The sequence below is a fragment of the Aeromonas sp. 84A genome (assembly GCF_051919345.1).
Classification (GTDB): Bacteria; Pseudomonadota; Gammaproteobacteria; order Enterobacterales; family Aeromonadaceae; genus Aeromonas; species Aeromonas veronii.
The window spans coordinates 465,001-482,194 of record NZ_JBQBEW010000001.1 but is presented as its reverse complement, the minus strand read 5'-3'; the positions used below and the strand labels follow the sequence as shown (position 1 = coordinate 482,194).

Genomic DNA, 17,194 nt, shown 5'->3' with positions numbered 1-17,194 from the left:
AGTTATTTCCTGAACACATAATTCCCGCGGATCTTGCGCCACAATCCAAACACATCTGTGCGGGGAAAAATGGCAATCCGGCGGATCTGGAAAGGGTCCTGGTGCATTGCTTTGGGGCCACTATTGGTAGCGACGGCAAAACGATACCCGGCGGCGATAGCCTGCTCCTTGGCACTCTCGTTCATATCTCCGTAAGGGTAGGCAAATGAGAGCAGCGGATGGCCAAGCAGGGCCTCCAGTTGGCGTTTATTCTCCTGAATTTCATGGGCTTGTTGTTCGGGTGTGAGCTTGCTCAAGCGGGGATGGGTCAGGGTATGACCACCAATTTCCACATGACCGCTGGCGGCCAACGCCTTGACCTGCTCACCACTCATCAATGAGACCTTGGTATCAGGATTGGTCGGATGCTCCACATCCCAACGGTTATAACCTTCGCCGGTGACTACGTACACCACAGCTTTGTAACCATATTTTTCCAGCAGCGGCAGCATGCGGGTCAGGTTGTCCTGATAGCCGTCATCGGCAGTGATCATCAGGTACTTCTTGCCGTATTGCAGACGGTGGATAAAGCCTTTGTCCGCCAAATCGCGGAAAGTCAGGGTTTCGTAGCCTAGCCACTTCATCAGTCGCAGATGCTTCTCGAACATGGCGATCGACATCCAGGTGCCATGCACTCCTTTCTCGCTATCCTGCTCGATAAAACGGTGGTACATGATGACCGGCATCTCGCGGCGCAGTGTTTCGACTACGGCATCCTGATAGATGGTTTCGAGGCCAGATACTACCCCCTGCAAGCCATACTCATCCTGAATGCGTTGGTGAATGACTTCCGGCACCGTCTTGCTGGCCAAGGCGGTCTCGATTTCTCCCTTCAGGGCAGCAAAATCGATAGCCAGATCCTTGGGGCCGATATCGCCAAAATTGCTGGCCAGCGCCTCGTCCAGATTTCGTTCCGTCACCAGACCAATGGCCTTGGCTTCACCAATGGCAAAGGCGGGCCGACCGCAGAGCAGTGCTTCCATCGCTACCCGACCGGCGCCGATCACCAGATCGCAACTCGCCAGCAGAGCTGGCACATCATCGACATAACCGACAAACTCGGCACGATCCTGAAAACGGGCAAAACGCTCGGGCACGCAGGTACCACTGACAATCCGCACCTTGCAGGCATCCAGATCGAGTACTTCGTCGAGCAGGCGGTAGCAAAGCTCCCCTTTGGGGCCACTCAAACGGCCAATGATGGCGATCACCGGCTTGTCATTATCCGGCGCCGGCACGGACTGGAACTTGTCGATCTCGATACCGTTGCGCAGCACCTGCACAATGGTGGGATCCACGCCAAGGTTGTCGATGATCTGCCGGGCGATATCCTCGCAAACGGCAACTGCCCTGAATCCAAGGGCATGGAAGGCTTTGCGGGATGCGTGTACCGGCTGGCGGCCATGTACCGTGGTGATCATCGGGGTGCCGGTCAGTTTGCAGGCAACATAGCTGCTCCAGCCGGAGGCACGGGAGTGAGCATGTACCAACTGGATATGGTGCTTCTTGATGAGATAGATGAGGTAAAAGACGTGCCAGAAACGGCGCAGGATACTGCGTTTGTTGAATCGAAGCTTGAAGACGGGACCAAGGGTTGGCTTGGTCAGCGTATCCGACACATAAAAGACGTTGTGACCACGCTGGGTCAGTTCGTTGCCGACCGTGGTGGCATAAACCTCGGCGCCCGTCACTTCGAGCTGGGAGAGTGCCATCAATATGTTCATTGCGTGGTTACCCGGTAGAAACTGAGAAAAACAGTGACAAACAACAGAGCCGGAAACAGGTATGGCCTGCTTCCGGCTTGTCTACATAGGCAGTGTAAAGCTCACCCGTTAGCGGTTGAGCCACGCCATGTAATCTGCAACCCCTTCGGCCACAGTCTTGAACTCGGCGTCATAACCTGCGTTGCGCAGCTTGGTCATGTCGGCCTGGGTAAAGCTCTGGTAGCGGCCCTTGAGGTGATCCGGGAAGGGGATGTATTCGATAGAACCCTTCTGATGATGCTTGATCACCGCTTCAGCCACGTTCTGGAACGGCTCGGCACGACCGGTACCACAGTTGAAGATGCCGGAGTGCTGCGGGTTCTGCCAGAACCACAGGTTTACCTTGCAGACGTCGTCTATATAGATGAAGTCACGCATCTGACCACCGTTGGGGAAACCGTCGCAACCTTCGAACAGCTTGGGATTCTCGCCCTTCTTCACCTGGGTGTTGAGGTGGAAGGCAACGGAAGCCATGGAGCCTTTATGCTGCTCGCGCGGGCCGTAGACGTTGAAGTACTTGAGGCCGACGACCTGAGAGTTGATCTCCGGCATCCAGCGGCGCACGTACTGGTCGAACAGCTGCTTGGAGTAGCCATAGACGTTGAGCGGCTGCTCGAACTTGGGATCTTCGATGAAGTTGTCGTTGCGACCGCCGTAAGTGGCGGCAGAAGAGGCGTAAATGAAGGGAATTTCACGCTCGATGCAGTAGTGGAACAGGTCCTTGGAGTACTCGTAGTTGACCTCCATGATGAACTTGCCGTTCCACTCGGTCGTCGCCGAGCAGGCACCTTCGTGGAAGATAACCTCAATGCCGTCCCACTCTTCGAATTCGTCGCCGGAAACGATACGCGCCTGGAACTCGTCTTTGTCCATGTAGTCAGCGATGGTCAGATCGACCAGGTTGACGAACTTGGTGCCGTCGGTCAGGTCATCAATGACCACGATATCGGTCCGTCCTTGAGCGTTCAGCTGCTTGACCAGATTGCTGCCGATAAAGCCAGCACCGCCAGTTACTACGATCATGGAGTTTGCCTCTCGTACGTTGATGGCTACATGTGACTGCTTGTTAAAGCTGTGTATAGTGAGCCAATTTGAAATTGCCGAAAAGTTTATCACGGGCAGTCTGGGGATTCGACCTTGTTCCATTTGCCCCAGACGGAACCCGTTGGAGGAATGAGTGATGAAGACCAGAGACAGGATCATTCACAGCGCCACCGAGCTGTTCAACGATCAGGGTGAACGCAACATCACCACCAACCATATTGCGGCGCACATGGGCATCAGTCCGGGCAACCTCTATTACCACTTCCGTAATAAGGAGGACATCATCCACTCTATCTTCGATCAATATGCCCGCCACCTGAGCGAAAGCTTCATTCCGACCCGCAACCGTGAAATCACCCTGCAGGATTTGATGGGTTATCTGGATGCCATCTTCTATCTGATGTGGCAGTTCCGCTTCTTCTACGCCAACCTGCCGGACATCCTGAGCCGGGACGAGCCGCTGCAACAGAAATACCTCAAGGCGCAGGAGCAGATGAGAGCCTCGGTCGTGACCCTGCTCAAGAGCCTGCGCGAAGGGGGCATTATCGATGTCAGCGATGAAGACCTGCCGGATCTCGGTCAGACCATCAAGATGGTGGTCACCTGCTGGATCCCGTTCCAGATTGCCCAGGCACCCAATACCCGCATCACCAAGCCACTGCTCTATCAGGGAGTGCTGAAGGTGCTGTTTCTACTGCGCCCCTACGTGCAACCGCAAGTCGCCGGACAGATCCGGCAGCTGGAGCAACACTACCGCCAACTGGCCCAACCAGCCGGGTGAGATCTGTTTCACAATTGTTTAATTGCAGAACAATAATTTGAATTAACCGCAACAAACTGAAGTAAAATGTGGCCCTCTGTTGATACTCAGCTGAAATAGCCAATAAGGATCGAGGATGTCTAACGGATTCTATCGTCACCTGACCGAACAACTGCATCAGGTGCAAGCTGAAGGGTTGTACAAGCAGGAACGCATCATCACCTCCGCCCAACAGGCAAGCATCGCCGTGGGTGGGGAGCAGGTACTGAACTTCTGTGCCAACAACTATCTGGGATTGGCCAACCACCCGGATCTGATCGCCGCTGCCCATCAGGGCCTCGACAGCCACGGCTTCGGTATGGCCTCGGTTCGCTTCATTTGTGGCACCCAGGATCAGCACAAGGAGCTGGAGCAGAAGATGTCTGCCTTCCTCGGCACCGAAGACACCATCCTCTACTCCTCCTGTTTCGATGCCAACGGCGGCCTGTTCGAGACCCTGTTCGGCGCCGAAGATGCCATCATCTCCGATGCCCTCAACCACGCCTCCATCATCGACGGCGTGCGGCTGTGCAAGGCCAAGCGCTATCGCTATGCCAACAACGACATGGCCGAGCTGGAAGCCCAGCTCAAGCAGGCTGACGCCGATGGCGCCCGCTTCAAGCTGATCGCCACCGACGGTGTCTTCTCCATGGATGGGGTCATCGCCGACCTCAAATCCATCTGCGATCTGGCGGACAAATACGATGCGCTGGTGATGGTGGATGACTCCCACGCGGTCGGCTTTATCGGCGAAAACGGTCGCGGCACCCACGAATATTGCGGCGTGATGGATCGGGTCGACATCATCACCGGCACTCTGGGCAAGGCGCTCGGCGGCGCATCCGGCGGCTATACCTCTGGCAAGAAAGAGGTGATCGACTGGCTGCGTCAGCGCTCCCGCCCTTACCTCTTCTCCAACTCGCTGGCCCCCTCCATCGTTGCCGCCACCATCAAGGTGATCGACATGCTGGCCGAGGGTCACGACCTGCGCGCCCGCCTGAAAGAGAACAGCCGTTACTTCCGCGAACGGATGAGCGCCGCTGGCTTCACTCTGGCTGGCGCCGACCACGCCATCATTCCGGTGATGCTGGGGGATGCCAAACTGGCCTCCGAAATGGCGAGCCGCATGCTGGCAGCCGGCATCTATGTGGTGGGCTTCTCCTTCCCGGTCGTGCCCAAGGGTCAGGCCCGCATTCGCACCCAGATGTCTGCCGCCCATACCCGCGAGCAGCTGGACAAGGCGATCGACGCCTTTATCCGCATCGGCCGTGAACTCGGCGTTATCTGATTTGAATCAAGGGGCTGCAGCCCCTTTTTTCTGCATTCATATTGAAGGAACAGCCATGAAAGCACTCTCCAAACTGCACAAAGAGGTCGGCATCTGGATGACGGATGTGCCGGCTCCCGAGCTCGGCCACAACGACCTGCTGATCAAGATCCGCAAAACCGCCATCTGCGGCACCGATATCCACATCTACAACTGGGACGAGTGGTCCCAGAAGACCATTCCGGTACCCATGGTGGTCGGCCACGAATATGTCGGGGAAGTGGTCGCCATCGGTCAGGAGGTGCGCGGCTTCGCCATCGGCGATCGGGTCTCCGGCGAAGGACACATCACCTGCGGTCACTGCCGTAACTGTCGCGCTGGCCGCACTCACCTCTGCCGCAACACCATTGGTGTTGGCGTCAACCGCCCGGGTGCCTTTGCCGAATATCTGGTGATCCCCGCGTTCAATGCCTTCAAGCTGCCGGACAACATCCCGGACGAGCTGGCCGCCATCTTCGACCCATTCGGCAATGCGGTGCACACCGCCCTCTCCTTCGATCTGGTGGGTGAAGATGTGCTCATCACCGGGGCAGGCCCCATTGGCATCATGGCAGCCGCCGTCTGCCGTCATGTGGGTGCGCGCCACGTGGTGATCACCGACGTCAACGAATACCGGCTGGAGCTGGCCCGCAAGATGGGCGCCACCCGCGCGGTCAACGTGGCCAAGGAGAAGCTGGCCGACGTAATGAGCGAGCTGGGCATGACCGAAGGGTTTGACGTGGGGCTGGAGATGTCCGGCGTCCCGAGCGCCTTCCAGGAGATGCTCGACAAGATGAACCACGGCGGCAAGATCGCCATGCTCGGCATTCCCCCCTCCACCATGGCCATCGACTGGAACAAGGTGATCTTCAAGGGGCTGTTTATCAAAGGGATCTATGGCCGCGAGATGTTCGAGACCTGGTACAAAATGGCCAGCCTGATCCAGTCCGGGCTGGATCTCTCCCCCATCATCACCCACAGATTCCACATCGACGAATTCCAGCAGGGGTTCGATGCGATGCGCTCCGGCCACTCCGGCAAGGTGATCCTGAGCTGGGACAAATAACCCATTTCACCCCTTGGGTACCCGAAACCTGGCGAATGCCGGGTTTCTTTTTATCTCCACCACCCGAATTGCCGTGATATTGGCCAAAACTTTGTACGCAGAGTGTTTAACACTTCACACACAAGCGTTTAAATGGCTGTAACTATTCGGTTATAATCCCGTCGTTTACATGGATAATAAAAGACTGCTGGGAGTATATGAGCGTGTTGAAAAAACTGAGCTATTTGCTGGCTGTCGGGATGACGGCCGCCAGCTTGTCTGGGGCAGTGCTTGCTGCCGATGAGATGTCACCGGAGGCCATTGCCGAGCGGATCAAACCAATCGGTCAGGTCTATACCGCCAAGGATCTGGAAGGTATTGCCGGCGCGAGTGCTGCACCGACGGCGGCCGCCTCTTCCGGTCCCCGCGATGGCGAAACGGTATACAAGGGCGCCTGCTTTGCCTGTCACGACACCGGCGCCGCTGGAGCCCCCAAACGGGGTGACAAGGCAGCCTGGGATCCTCGCATCGCCCAGGGCATTGATACTCTCAAGAAACATGCCATTGAAGGCTTTACCGGTAAGTCCGGCATGATGCCTCCGCGCGGCACCTGTGCGAACTGTAGTGATGAAGAGATTGAAAACGCCATCCACTACATGATCGACAAGCTGTAAGTATTTGAAAGGGCCGCAATTGCGGCCCTTTCAATCTATCGGCTTCCGACTACTCTTGTAAGGTAGACATATCGGGAGTTGCACATGTCGGCCCAATCCATCGAACCCCACTACTCAACTCCTCTGTTGGCGTTGGTCTCTGCCATTATGGACTTCCCGGCGCCACAAACCGCCACGTCTGACGATTACGATGCCCTGATCCAGCAGATTGACCAACTCTGCCCGCTGCAACATTTCGGCATGCTGGGCCTCTCCGATACCGGTCTGAACTGGCTTTACGCCTACAAGGTCAGCGACATCTTCAAGCAACAGCTGGGCCGTGAGCAGTCCCGCATCACCGATCAGCTCACCCAGCTGGATGAGGCCGAAGGGTGGTGCGTCTTCCCCATCGAGCATGGCCAGATACAGTGGTTGCTGGCGCGCGGCACCCCCGCCGACCTGCCGACCCTGCGTCTGCTGCTGGAGTGTCTGGCCAAACGGCTGACCGAAACCCAGGCGGGATCCCATCTCACCGAGCTCCCTTCACCGCTGATCCGCAAAGACCCGAACTGGAAAAAGAAAATCGAGAGCATCAGCCGCATCATGCGGCTCGCCAATACTCTGCCGGCCCAGGCGCTCTTCTCCCAGCTGGAAGCGGTACTGCGCCAGATGCTCACCATCGAGGACATGCTGCTGGTCAGGTTAACCAGTCAGAAGCTGGAAAAGATCTACCCCGCCCATCCCCATCAGGGAGACGAGTTCATCAGCGGCTTGTGCCACAGCACCAGCAATATCGAGGTGAGCAGGGAGTCCCGCTACTGGCACAGCATGCCGCTGCGGCTGCAACAACAGTACTTCGCCCACTTCATCATCAGCACGGCTCAACCGCTGGAGACCGACGACAAGCTGTTTCTCGACTTCCTGCGTGGCCAGCTCACCCTGCTGCTGGAGCTGAGACGGATCCGCCAGCAGCTCAACGACATCAATACCGAAGACTCCATCAACCAGCGGCTACAACAGCTGCGTCAGACCAACCTCAGGCTGCAAAAGCAGCTCAAGCAGCATCAGGAGCTGGAACGGCGGCTGCAATTCGATGCGCTTCACGACCCGCTGACCCAACTTCCCAACCGCGCGCTGTTGATGAACCACCTCAACCACGCCATGACCCACTACAACCGCTACAAATCGCCGGGATTCGCGGTAATTTTTATCGATGTGGATCACTTCAAGCAGATCAATGACACCCTGGGCCACAGTGCTGGCGATCAGCTGCTCAAGGAGGTGAGCCGCCGCCTGCAGACCTGCATCCGGCAAAACGATCTGGTGGCCAGACTGGGGGGCGATGAGTTCGTCATCTATCTGGACAGCAGCAAGAGCGACGATGACATCAGCCCGGTGCTCAACCGCATTATCAGCCGTCTCTCATACCCGTTCCGGCTACTCGGCAACGAGTTGAGCATTACCGTCAGCCTGGGGGTATCGAGCGTCTCCGAGCAAACCTCAGATATCAGCCAGCTGCTCCATCAGGCCGATTTGGCCATGTATCAGGCCAAGCGCAATGGTCGCAGTCGCATCGTCAGCTACTCGGATGATTGCATCAACCAGAACTGGAATTCGCCGGAAGAGATGCTGGCCAGAGCCCTGCGGGAGGGGCGTATCGTCCCCTACTTCCAACCGGTGATCCGGCTGCAGGATAGCCGCCTGACCGGACTGGAGGTGATGGCGCGCTGGCTGACCGAGGAGGGCATTCTCAAGGATGCGTTCGACTTTATTCCGCTGGCAGAGCAGTGCGGCCTGATTCTGGAGCTGGATTACCAGATCCTGCGCCACACCTGTCAGCAACTGAAGAACTGGCTGCCAATCTCCGGGCAGAGCAAGTTCAAGGTCGCCATCAATCTGTCGGGCAAGCATCTGGTCAACCATGACCACATCATGCGACTGATGGGAATTATCGAAGAGGAGGGGGTCGCCCCCGGCTATCTGATCTTTGAATTCAACGAGCGGGAGCTGTCGCGGCAAGATTCCGATGCGCTGGCATCCCTGCACGAGCTGCGCGCCAAGGGCATCCAGATCAGCCTCGATGATTTCGGCACCGGCTTCTCCTCCCTCAACGCCCTGTTCCACTTCCCGGTGGATTACATCAAGGTGGATGACAGCTTTACCCAGCGGATGCTGCAATCACCCAAAGATTTGGCGCTGATCCGCGCCATGCGGGATATCTGTCAGGATCTCGATTACACCTTGGTGGTCGAGGGGATCGAGAACCAGCAGCAGTTGCAGAAGCTGATTGATATCGGCTGCCGGATGGGGCAAGGGCGCTATATCTCTCCGCCCATGCCGGGAGCAGATATAGTGCCGCTACTGACCCCGGCCAATCCTTAGGGTTAATCCTTCTTGAACAACGCCCGCAGGTTGGCAACACCGACCTGCCCCTTCTGCTGGCGCTCCTCGGCAGTCACCTTCTTCTGGTTTTCCCATTCAAGATCATCCTGCGGCAGCTCCAGCAGGAAGCGGCTTGGCTCCGGACGTACCGACTCGCCAAACTGGCGCCGCTCCTTGCAGAGGGTGAAGGTCAGTTCGGTCTGAGCCCGGGTGATCCCCACGTAGGCGAGACGCCGCTCCTCCTCCACATTGTCCTCGTCAATGCTGGTCTGGTGGGGCAGCAAGCCCTCCTCCATCCCCACCATGTAGACATAGGGGAACTCCAACCCCTTGGAGGCATGCAGCGTCATCAACTGCACCTGATCGGCGTCATCCTCCCCCTCGTTGCGCTCCATCATGTCGCGCAGGGTGAGGCGAGTGACCACCTGTGCCAGCGTCATCGACTCCTCCAGCTCATCTCCTTCAAGCATCTCGGTGATCCAGCGATAGAGGGTGGAGACGTTCTGCATCCGCATCTCGGCCGCTTTCGGGCTGGGCGAGGTCTCGTAGAGCCACTCTTCGTAGTGGATCTCCTTGATCATGTCCCGCACCGCCTCCACCGGATTACCGCGCAGCGCCTGATCGCCAAGGCGTACCAGCCAGTTGGTAAATGCCTGCAGGGCCACGAGGCCACGGCCGGAGAGGTGCTGCTCCAGCCCCAGCTCGAAGCTGGCGGCAAACAGACTCTTGCCGCGCTGGTTGGCGTATTGGCCAAGCTTTTCGAGGGTGGTGGGGCCGATCTCGCGGCGCGGCAGGTTGACCACCCGCAGAAAAGCGGTGTCCTCATCCGGATTCACCAGCAGCTTGAGGTAGGCCATGATGTCCTTGATCTCGGTGCGGGAGAAAAACGAGGTGCCACCGGAGATACGGTAAGGAATCCGGTTGGTCATCAGCGCCTTCTCGAAGATGCGCGACTGATGGTTGCCCCGATAGAGGATGGCGTAATCCTTGAACCGGGTGCGGTTCATAAACTTGTGGCCCATCATCTCGGCGGCGATCCGCTCCGCTTCGTGCTCCTCATTCTTGGCGAACAGCACCTTGAGCTTCACCCCCTCATCAAGCTCGGAGAAGAGCGCCTTGTCATAGACGTGCGGGTTGTTGGCGATCAGGATGTTGGCGCACTTGAGAATACGCCGCTTGGAGCGATAGTTCTGCTCCAGCTTGATCAGTTTGAGGCTGGGGAAATCTTCGCTCAGCAGCACCAGATTCTGCGGCTTGGCACCGCGCCAGGAGTAAATGGACTGGTCATCATCCCCCACCACGGTAAAACGGGCTCGCTCACCGACGATCTGCTTCACCAACTCGTACTGGCTGGTGTTGGTGTCCTGATATTCATCGACCAGCAGATAGCGGATCTTGTTCTGCCAGCGCTCGCGCACCTCCTGATTGCTCTTGAGCAGCAGGGTGGGCATCACGATGAGGTCGTCAAAATCCAGCGCGTTATAGGCCACCATCTGGCGGTGATAACGTTCGTAGAGCTGGGCCATCAGCACCTCTTCCGGCCCGCGGGCAATGCGCATCGCGCGGGCAGGCAGAATAAGGTCGTTCTTCCAGTTGGAAATCTGGGTAATGAGGGCCGAGAGCTTGTCCTTGTCGTTGTCGAGCTCGTCTTCAGTCAATTCTTTCAGCAGCGCCAGCTGGTCGGTGTCGTCGAACAGGGAGAAGTTCGCCTTGAGATTCAGGCTCTTGTGCTCACGACGAATAATATCGAGCCCCAGGGTATGGAAGGTGGAGACCATCAGCCCCCTAGCCTCCTTGCGTCCCAGGGTCTGGCCGACCCGCTCCTTCATCTCCCGCGCCGCCTTGTTGGTAAAGGTGACCGCAGCTATGTTGCGCGCACTGTACCCGCACTGCTGCACCAGATAGGCAATCTTGTTGGTGATGACGCGGGTCTTGCCCGATCCGGCACCCGCCAGCACCAGGCAAGGGCCGGAAACATACTTGACCGCTTCGTTCTGATTGGGGTTGAGCTTCATGGGCCGGATCTCTTGGCTTATGATGAGGGGCGGCATTGTACCAGAAATCACCCGACGAGCCGTACCTGCAGCAAGGCAGGCAACCGCTCATCGGGCTTATCGCACCTTGTGTTCGGGCGCTATTTTCAGGATCATGGCCGACCTTTCGAGATGATGACTTTTTCCAGATAGTGAGGGGAGCATGAATCAGCAACAGCATGACCAACTGCGCAGCCAGTTTCCGGCCTTGGCGCAGGAGGTAAACGGCCACCCTCTGGTCTATCTGGATAACGCCGCCACCACCCAGAAGCCGCAAGCGGTACTGGATGCCATCGCTGACTACTATCGGGCCGACAACGCCAACGTGCACCGCGCCGCCCATGCGCTGAGTGGCCGCGCTACCCGCGCCTTCGAGGCTGCCCGCGAGACGGTCGCCCGCTTTATCAATGCGCCCCGCAGCCACGAAGTTATCTGGACCCGCGGCACCACGGAGGCAATCAATCTGGTGGCCCAGAGCTGGGGGATGAGCGAGCTCAAGGCGGGGGACGAAATTATCCTCAGTACGCTGGAACACCACGCCAATATCGTCCCGTGGCAGCTGCTTGCCCAGCGTACCGGCGCAGTGATCCGGGTCATCCCCCTCGATGAGCGGGGCGATCTCGATCTGGCCGCCTATCACACCATGCTGGGGCCACGCACCCGGCTGGTGAGCGTGGCCCACGTCTCCAATGCCCTCGGTACCGTCAATCCAGTCAAAGAGATAGTGGCGGCCGCCAAAACGGTTGGAGCCGTGACGCTGATCGACGGCGCCCAGGCGGTGGCTCATCTCGAGGTGGATGTGCAGGCCATCGGTTGCGACTTCTACGCCTTCTCCGGCCATAAGCTCTATGGCCCGACCGGCATAGGCGTGTTGTGGGGCCGCACCGAACTGCTGGAGCGGATGCCACCCTGGCAAACCGGCGGTGAGATGATCGATCGGGTCAGTTTCAGCGGTACCACCTTCAATACCCTGCCCTTCAAGTTCGAGGCAGGCACCCCCCATATCGCTGGCGCTATCGGCCTCGCCGCCGCTATCGACTTTGTGATGGGGCAAGACCGAGGCTCATTAGCCAAGCATGAAGAGACGCTGATCAACTATCTGGTCGCAAGCCTGCAACAGGTGCCGGGGCTGCGTCTTATCGGCGAATCCGGCCAACGCGCCGGGGCAGTCTCTTTCTTGCTCGACGACATCCACCCGCAAGATGCCGCCACCCTGCTCGATATGCAGGGGATCGCCCTGCGAGTCGGCCATCACTGCGCCATGCCGCTGATGGAATCGCTCGGGATCGGCGGAACCATGCGCGCCTCACTGGCCTGCTACAACAATCGGGATGATGTCGATGCCCTGCTGGCCGCCCTGCACAAACTCAGTGACTTCTTCTAAGGCAGACAACCGAATGAGTGACCTCGCAAGCTATACCCAGATTGGCCTTGAGCCCAACGCCGACACCATCCGCCAACAGTTTGCCGCCGCTCACGGCTGGGAGAACCAGTACCGGCTCATCATCCAGCTCGGCAAGCAGCTGCCAGCACTACCCGCCGAATGGCAGCAGGAGGAGTTCCGCCTCAAGGGATGTGAAAGCCAGGCCTGGCTGAAGGGAGAACAAAACGAGAATGGCTGCTGGCACTTTGCCTGTGATTCCGATGCCCGCATCGTGCGTGGCCTCATCGTCATCGTGCTGGCAGCACTCAACCACCAATCGTCTGCGGCGATCCAGGCTTTTGATATTGAAGGCTATTTCACCGAACTGGGGCTTGAGAAACACTTGAGCCCGTCACGAGGTAACGGGCTCAGAGCGATCGTACTGGCGATCCGGGAACACGCGGCCTAACCCGCCTTGTTCATTGGTCGATTAGGCTTCGCCAATCGACCCGGCGTTTTCATTCCCAACCTCTTTCTCGGCACGGGCACCCCGCTCGGCAATCTTCTTCAATACCCGGGACGCGGCAACCAGACCGAAGGTTGCCGTCACCGGCGTCACCGCGCCAAAACCGGAGGCGCAATCCATCTTCATGGTGCCATCGCTGGCCGCCTTGGCCTGACAGGTGCCACCATTGCCATCCGGATAGCTCAGCTGCTCGGTTGAGAAGACACACTCCACCCCGAATTTGCGCGCCGGATTCTTGCTGAAGTTGTGCAACCGGCGCAAATCGGAGCGCACCTTGGCCGCCAACGGATCCTGAATAGTCTTGGCCAGATCGGCCACAGTGATCTGGGTCGGATCCATCTGTCCGCCGGCACCACCCGCCACAATCACCGGGATTTTATTGCGCTTGCAGAAGGCAATCAGCGCCACCTTGGCCTTGACCGAGTCGATGGCGTCCACCACATAGTCAAACTCCCGCTTGATATACTCGGCCAGATTATCGGCGGTGACGAAATCGTCTATCTCGATCACTTCGCAATCCGGATTGATGGCGCGAATGCGCTCGGCCATCACCTCGATCTTGAGGCGACCAACCGTCCCCTGCATGGCGTGGATCTGACGATTGGTGTTGGTGATGCAGATATCGTCCATGTCGATCAGGGTGATCTGGTTGATACCGGCACGGGCCAGCGCCTCCGCCGCCCAGGAGCCAACGCCGCCGATCCCCACCACACAGACCTTGGCCTGGCTAAAGGAACGCAAGGCGTTCTGACCATAAAGACGGGCAATGCCCCCGAATCGCTGTAGATATTCTGCTTTCATACCACCACCTTGCTTGAGGGCGGCCATTATAACGGCAACCACCGCCAGCCGCGATGGCAGAACCGGAGAAAATCGAGGAGGAAAAATGGAGAAAACGGCAGGGAAGAGGGAATGAAAGGTCAGTTATTAGACGATTTTATGAATTGCAGGTAATAAAAAACCCCGCTCGATGAGCGGGGTTTCTTGTATTGGGTGCCTGGCAGTGTCCTACTCTCGCATGGCGAATGCCACACTACCATCGGCGCTACCGCGTTTCACTTCTGAGTTCGGCATGGGATCAGGTGGTTCCACGGCGCTATGGCCGCCAGGCAAATTCTTCAATCTGAGAAAGCTGACGTGAGTAGTGATGTTGCGCTTGGCTTGTCACTATCACTGAATTTGAGTAGTTCGTTCTATTTGCTACAAGCCTTAGAACACTTCTTGGGTGTTGTATGGTTAAGCCTCACGGGTAATTAGTATGGGTTAGCTCAACACATCACTGCGCTTACACACCCCACCTATCAACGTTGTGGTCTCCAACGGCCCTTTAGGACCCTCAAGGGGTCAGGGATGACTCATCTCAGGGCTCGCTTCCCGCTTAGATGCTTTCAGCGGTTATCGATTCCGAACTTAGCTACCGGGCAGTGCCACTGGCGTGACAACCCGAACACCAGAGGTTCGTTCACTCCGGTCCTCTCGTACTAGGAGCAACTCCCTTCAATCATCCAACGCCCACGGCAGATAGGGACCGAACTGTCTCACGACGTTCTGAACCCAGCTCGCGTACCACTTTAAATGGCGAACAGCCATACCCTTGGGACCGACTTCAGCCCCAGGATGTGATGAGCCGACATCGAGGTGCCAAACACCGCCGTCGATATGAACTCTTGGGCGGTATCAGCCTGTTATCCCCGGAGTACCTTTTATCCGTTGAGCGATGGCCCTTCCATTCAGAACCACCGGATCACTATGACCTACTTTCGTACCTGCTCGACCTGTCCGTCTCGCAGTTAAGCTGGCTTATGCCATTGCACTAACCTCCTGATGTCCGACCAGGATTAGCCAACCTTCGTGCTCCTCCGTTACTCTTTGGGAGGAGACCGCCCCAGTCAAACTACCCACCAGGCACTGTCCGCGAGCCCGATTCAGGGCCCTGCGTTAGAACATCAAACATACAAGGGTGGTATTTCAAGGACGGCTCCAGCGCAACTGGCGTCACGCCTTCAAAGCCTCCCACCTATCCTACACATGTAGGTTCAATGTTCAGTGCCAAGCTGTAGTAAAGGTTCACGGGGTCTTTCCGTCTAGCCGCGGGTACACCGCATCTTCACGGCGAATTCGATTTCACTGAGTCTCGGGTGGAGACAGCATGGCCATGGTTACACCATTCGTGCAGGTCGGAACTTACCCGACAAGGAATTTCGCTACCTTAGGACCGTTATAGTTACGGCCGCCGTTTACCGGGGCTTCTATCAAGAGCTTCGCTTGCGCTAACCCCATCAATTAACCTTCCGGCACCGGGCAGGTGTCACACCCTATACGTCCACTTTCGTGTTTGCAGAGTGCTGTGTTTTTGATAAACAGTCCCAGCCATCTGGTCACTGCGACTCCCGACAGCTCCATCCGCAAGGGACTTCACCATCAAGAGCGAACCTTCTCCCGAAGTTACGGTTCTATTTTGCCTAGTTCCTTCACCCGAGTTCTCTCAAGCGCCTTGGTATTCTCTACCCGACCACCTGTGTCGGTTTGGGGTACGATGACTTGTAATCTGAAGCTTAGAGGCTTTTCCTGGAAGCAGGGCATCAATGGCTTCCGCACCGTGGTGCGTTCGTCTCGTGTCTCAGTGTTGTGTCTCCGGATTTGCCTAGAAACACCACCTACGCACTTTCACCAGGACAACCGTCGCCTGGCCCACCTAGCCTTCTCCGTCCCCCCATCGCAATTACAAGTCGTGCAGGAATATTAACCTGCTTCCCATCGACTACGCCTTTCGGCCTCGCCTTAGGGGTCGACTCACCCTGCCCCGATTAACGTTGGACAGGAACCCTTGGTCTTCCGGCGAGGAGGCTTTTCACCCCCTTTATCGTTACTTACGTCAGCATTCGCACTTCTGATATCTCCAGCATACCTCTCGATACACCTTCGCAGACTTACAGAACGCTCCCCTACCACTCACACATAAGTGTGAATCCGCGGCTTCGGTGCCTGGTTTGAGCCCCGTTACATCTTCCGCGCAGGCCGACTCGACTAGTGAGCTATTACGCTTTCTTTAAATGATGGCTGCTTCTAAGCCAACATCCTAGCTGTCTGAGCCTTCCCACATCGTTTCCCACTTAACCAGAACTTTGGGACCTTAGCCGGCGGTCTGGGTTGTTTCCCTCTTCACGACGGACGTTAGCACCCGCCGTGTGTCTCCCGGATATTACTTACTGGTATTCGGAGTTTGCATGGGGTTGGTAAGTCGGGATGACCCCCTAGCCCAAACAGTGCTCTACCCCCAGTAGTATTCGTCCGAGGCGCTACCTAAATAGCTTTCGGGGAGAACCAGCTATCTCCGAGTTTGATTGGCCTTTCACCCCCAGCCACAGGTCATCCCCTAACTTTGCAACGTTAGTGGGTTCGGTCCTCCAGTTGATGTTACTCAACCTTCAACCTGCCCATGGCTAGATCACCCGGTTTCGGGTCTACACCTTGCAACTAGACGCCCAGTTAAGACTCGGTTTCCCTACGGCTCCCCTATACGGTTAACCTCGCTACAAAATGTAAGTCGCTGACCCATTATACAAAAGGTACGCAGTCACCCCGAAGGGCTCCCACTGCTTGTACGTACACGGTTTCAGGTTCTATTTCACTCCCCTCACAGGGGTTCTTTTCGCCTTTCCCTCACGGTACTGGTTCACTATCGGTCAGTCAGGAGTATTTAGCCTTGGAGGATGGTCCCCCCATATTCAGACAGGATGTCACGTGTCCCGCCCTACTCGATTTCACATCAAGGTTGTTTTCGTGTACGGGGCTATCACCCTGTATCGCCGGCCTTTCCAGGACCGTTCCACTAACTTCCAAGATGCTTAAGGGCTAATCCCCGTTCGCTCGCCGCTACTGAGGGAATCTCGGTTGATTTCTTTTCCTCGGGGTACTTAGATGTTTCAGTTCTCCCGGTTCGCCTCTGTTACCTATGTATTCAGTAACAGATACCCGAGTTATCTCGGGTGGGTTTCCCCATTCGGAAATCTGTGAGTAATAGCGTCTCTTACCGACTTCTCACAGCTTATCGCAGGTTAGTACGTCCTTCATCGCCTCTGACTGCCAAGGCATCCACCATGTACGCTTAGTCACTTAACCATACAACCCCAAGAAGTGTCGGTGAAACCGGCACAGCCTGTTGTCGTACAACAAGGACCAAATAAAATTTGGTTTTCGCCAAGAAGTTTCCAAAGCACTTGTAACAAATGTTTGAGAAC

At 57.0% G+C, this 17,194-nt stretch carries 11 protein-coding genes and 2 rRNA genes; 7 read left to right on the top strand and 6 right to left on the bottom strand.

What is annotated here, in order from left to right:
- Positions 1-2: 2 nt before the first annotated feature.
- Together ACTG20_RS02285 and rfaD are read right to left on the bottom strand one after the other, a co-directional pair.
- Positions 3-1,763, bottom strand: coding sequence for a polysaccharide deacetylase family protein (locus tag ACTG20_RS02285; protein ID WP_194494879.1), 1,761 nt, complete (start codon positions 1,761-1,763; stop codon positions 3-5).
- Between the two features lie 108 nt (positions 1,764-1,871).
- Positions 1,872-2,825 carry an ADP-glyceromanno-heptose 6-epimerase gene (gene rfaD / locus ACTG20_RS02280; RefSeq protein ID WP_042029589.1) on the bottom strand — a complete coding sequence of 318 codons (954 nt, stop codon included), beginning with the start codon at positions 2,823-2,825 and terminating at the stop codon, positions 1,872-1,874.
- Positions 2,826-2,982: 157 nt separating this feature from the next.
- Here rfaD and ACTG20_RS02275 point away from each other — a divergent pair, with 157 nt between their 5' ends.
- From ACTG20_RS02275 to ACTG20_RS02255, 5 genes are all read left to right on the top strand, one after another.
- Positions 2,983-3,627 carry a TetR/AcrR family transcriptional regulator gene (locus ACTG20_RS02275; protein ID WP_439987432.1) on the top strand — a complete coding sequence of 215 codons (645 nt, stop codon included), beginning with the start codon at positions 2,983-2,985 and terminating at the stop codon, positions 3,625-3,627.
- A 115-nt stretch (positions 3,628-3,742) separates the two neighbouring features.
- On the top strand, positions 3,743-4,933 hold the full coding sequence (locus tag ACTG20_RS02270; RefSeq protein ID WP_378006503.1) for a glycine C-acetyltransferase: 1,191 nt from the start codon (positions 3,743-3,745) through the stop codon (positions 4,931-4,933).
- 55 nt (positions 4,934-4,988) lie between these two features.
- Entirely contained in the window at positions 4,989-6,017 is a 1,029-nt protein-coding gene (gene tdh / locus ACTG20_RS02265; protein WP_005340852.1) for an L-threonine 3-dehydrogenase, read from the top strand.
- A gap of 197 nt (positions 6,018-6,214) precedes the next feature.
- Positions 6,215-6,670: a c-type cytochrome gene (locus ACTG20_RS02260; protein ID WP_041234042.1), complete on the top strand. Its 456-nt coding sequence runs from the start codon at positions 6,215-6,217 to the stop codon at positions 6,668-6,670.
- 84 nt (positions 6,671-6,754) lie between these two features.
- Positions 6,755-9,031: a putative bifunctional diguanylate cyclase/phosphodiesterase gene (locus ACTG20_RS02255; protein WP_043821401.1), complete on the top strand. Its 2,277-nt coding sequence runs from the start codon at positions 6,755-6,757 to the stop codon at positions 9,029-9,031.
- Between the two features lie 2 nt (positions 9,032-9,033).
- Here ACTG20_RS02255 and rep read toward each other — a convergent pair whose 3' ends face one another.
- Positions 9,034-11,046 (bottom strand): DNA helicase Rep, encoded by a 2,013-nt coding sequence (gene rep, locus ACTG20_RS02250; RefSeq protein ID WP_139408935.1) that lies wholly within the window; start codon positions 11,044-11,046, stop codon positions 9,034-9,036.
- Between the two features lie 181 nt (positions 11,047-11,227).
- On the opposite strand from rep, the gene ACTG20_RS02245 reads away from it, so the two are divergent.
- Both ACTG20_RS02245 and ACTG20_RS02240 read left to right on the top strand, forming a co-directional pair.
- Positions 11,228-12,448 (top strand): cysteine desulfurase, encoded by a 1,221-nt coding sequence (locus tag ACTG20_RS02245; protein WP_194494881.1) that lies wholly within the window; start codon positions 11,228-11,230, stop codon positions 12,446-12,448.
- A 13-nt stretch (positions 12,449-12,461) separates the two neighbouring features.
- Entirely contained in the window at positions 12,462-12,896 is a 435-nt protein-coding gene (locus tag ACTG20_RS02240) for a SufE family protein (protein WP_194494882.1), read from the top strand.
- 21 nt (positions 12,897-12,917) lie between these two features.
- Here ACTG20_RS02240 and tcdA read toward each other — a convergent pair whose 3' ends face one another.
- The 3 genes from tcdA to ACTG20_RS02225 form a co-directional block, all read right to left on the bottom strand.
- Positions 12,918-13,754 (bottom strand): tRNA cyclic N6-threonylcarbamoyladenosine(37) synthase TcdA, encoded by an 837-nt coding sequence (tcdA, locus tag ACTG20_RS02235; protein WP_194494883.1) that lies wholly within the window; start codon positions 13,752-13,754, stop codon positions 12,918-12,920.
- Between the two features lie 194 nt (positions 13,755-13,948).
- Positions 13,949-14,063: ribosomal RNA gene (gene rrf / locus ACTG20_RS02230) — 5S ribosomal RNA — on the bottom strand.
- 122 nt (positions 14,064-14,185) lie between these two features.
- Positions 14,186-17,075 (bottom strand): 23S ribosomal RNA (locus tag ACTG20_RS02225).
- Positions 17,076-17,194 lie beyond the last annotated feature (119 nt).

Bases quoted from the DNA above. Each gene is read 5' to 3' on its own strand.
- rep (WP_139408935.1), bottom strand. From the start codon at position 11,046: ATGAAGCTCAACCCCAATCAGAACGAAGCGGTCAAGTATGTTTCCGGC.
- ACTG20_RS02285 (WP_194494879.1), bottom strand. From the start codon at position 1,763: ATGAACATATTGATGGCACTCTCCCAGCTCGAAGTGACGGGCGCCGAG.
- rfaD (WP_042029589.1), bottom strand. From the start codon at position 2,825: ATGATCGTAGTAACTGGCGGTGCTGGCTTTATCGGCAGCAATCTGGTC.
- ACTG20_RS02275 (WP_439987432.1), top strand. From the start codon at position 2,983: ATGAAGACCAGAGACAGGATCATTCACAGCGCCACCGAGCTGTTCAAC.
- ACTG20_RS02260 (WP_041234042.1), top strand. From the start codon at position 6,215: ATGAGCGTGTTGAAAAAACTGAGCTATTTGCTGGCTGTCGGGATGACG.
- tdh (WP_005340852.1), top strand. From the start codon at position 4,989: ATGAAAGCACTCTCCAAACTGCACAAAGAGGTCGGCATCTGGATGACG.
- tcdA (WP_194494883.1), bottom strand. From the start codon at position 13,754: ATGAAAGCAGAATATCTACAGCGATTCGGGGGCATTGCCCGTCTTTAT.
- ACTG20_RS02240 (WP_194494882.1), top strand. From the start codon at position 12,462: ATGAGTGACCTCGCAAGCTATACCCAGATTGGCCTTGAGCCCAACGCC.
- ACTG20_RS02245 (WP_194494881.1), top strand. From the start codon at position 11,228: ATGAATCAGCAACAGCATGACCAACTGCGCAGCCAGTTTCCGGCCTTG.
- ACTG20_RS02255 (WP_043821401.1), top strand. From the start codon at position 6,755: ATGTCGGCCCAATCCATCGAACCCCACTACTCAACTCCTCTGTTGGCG.
- ACTG20_RS02270 (WP_378006503.1), top strand. From the start codon at position 3,743: ATGTCTAACGGATTCTATCGTCACCTGACCGAACAACTGCATCAGGTG.